The sequence below is a fragment of the Sedimentibacter sp. B4 genome (assembly GCF_000309315.1).
Taxonomy (GTDB): domain Bacteria; phylum Bacillota; class Clostridia; order Tissierellales; family Sedimentibacteraceae; genus Sedimentibacter; species Sedimentibacter saalensis.
The window spans coordinates 1-236 of the sequence record NZ_CANG01000255.1 but is presented as its reverse complement, the minus strand read 5'-3'; the positions used below and the strand labels follow the sequence as shown (position 1 = coordinate 236).

1 pseudogene is annotated in these 236 nt (G+C 66.1%); it reads right to left on the bottom strand.

Going from position 1 to position 236, the window contains the following annotated elements:
* A pseudogene (locus BN358_RS26285) lies at positions 1-236 on the bottom strand (pyrrolo-quinoline quinone); the annotation flags it as partial.

Below are 236 nucleotides of genomic sequence, written 5' to 3'. Positions count from 1 at the left end.
GCCAGTTCACCAGCAGCGGCTGGCCCGTCCACCCTGCGCCCGCCCAGTGCGAATTCTCCGCGTAGACGTCGCCGGTGTCCTGCGTCCAGACGACCTGCATCTTCTTCTGGCTCACGTCGGTGGTGCCGTACACGGGGGCGTCACGGTAGTTGTTGCCACGGAACGTGAGCACGCCGGGGATCTTCGTGTACGTGGACGAATCGCCGAACGCCACGGGCTGGCTCGGGTCGTAGTTC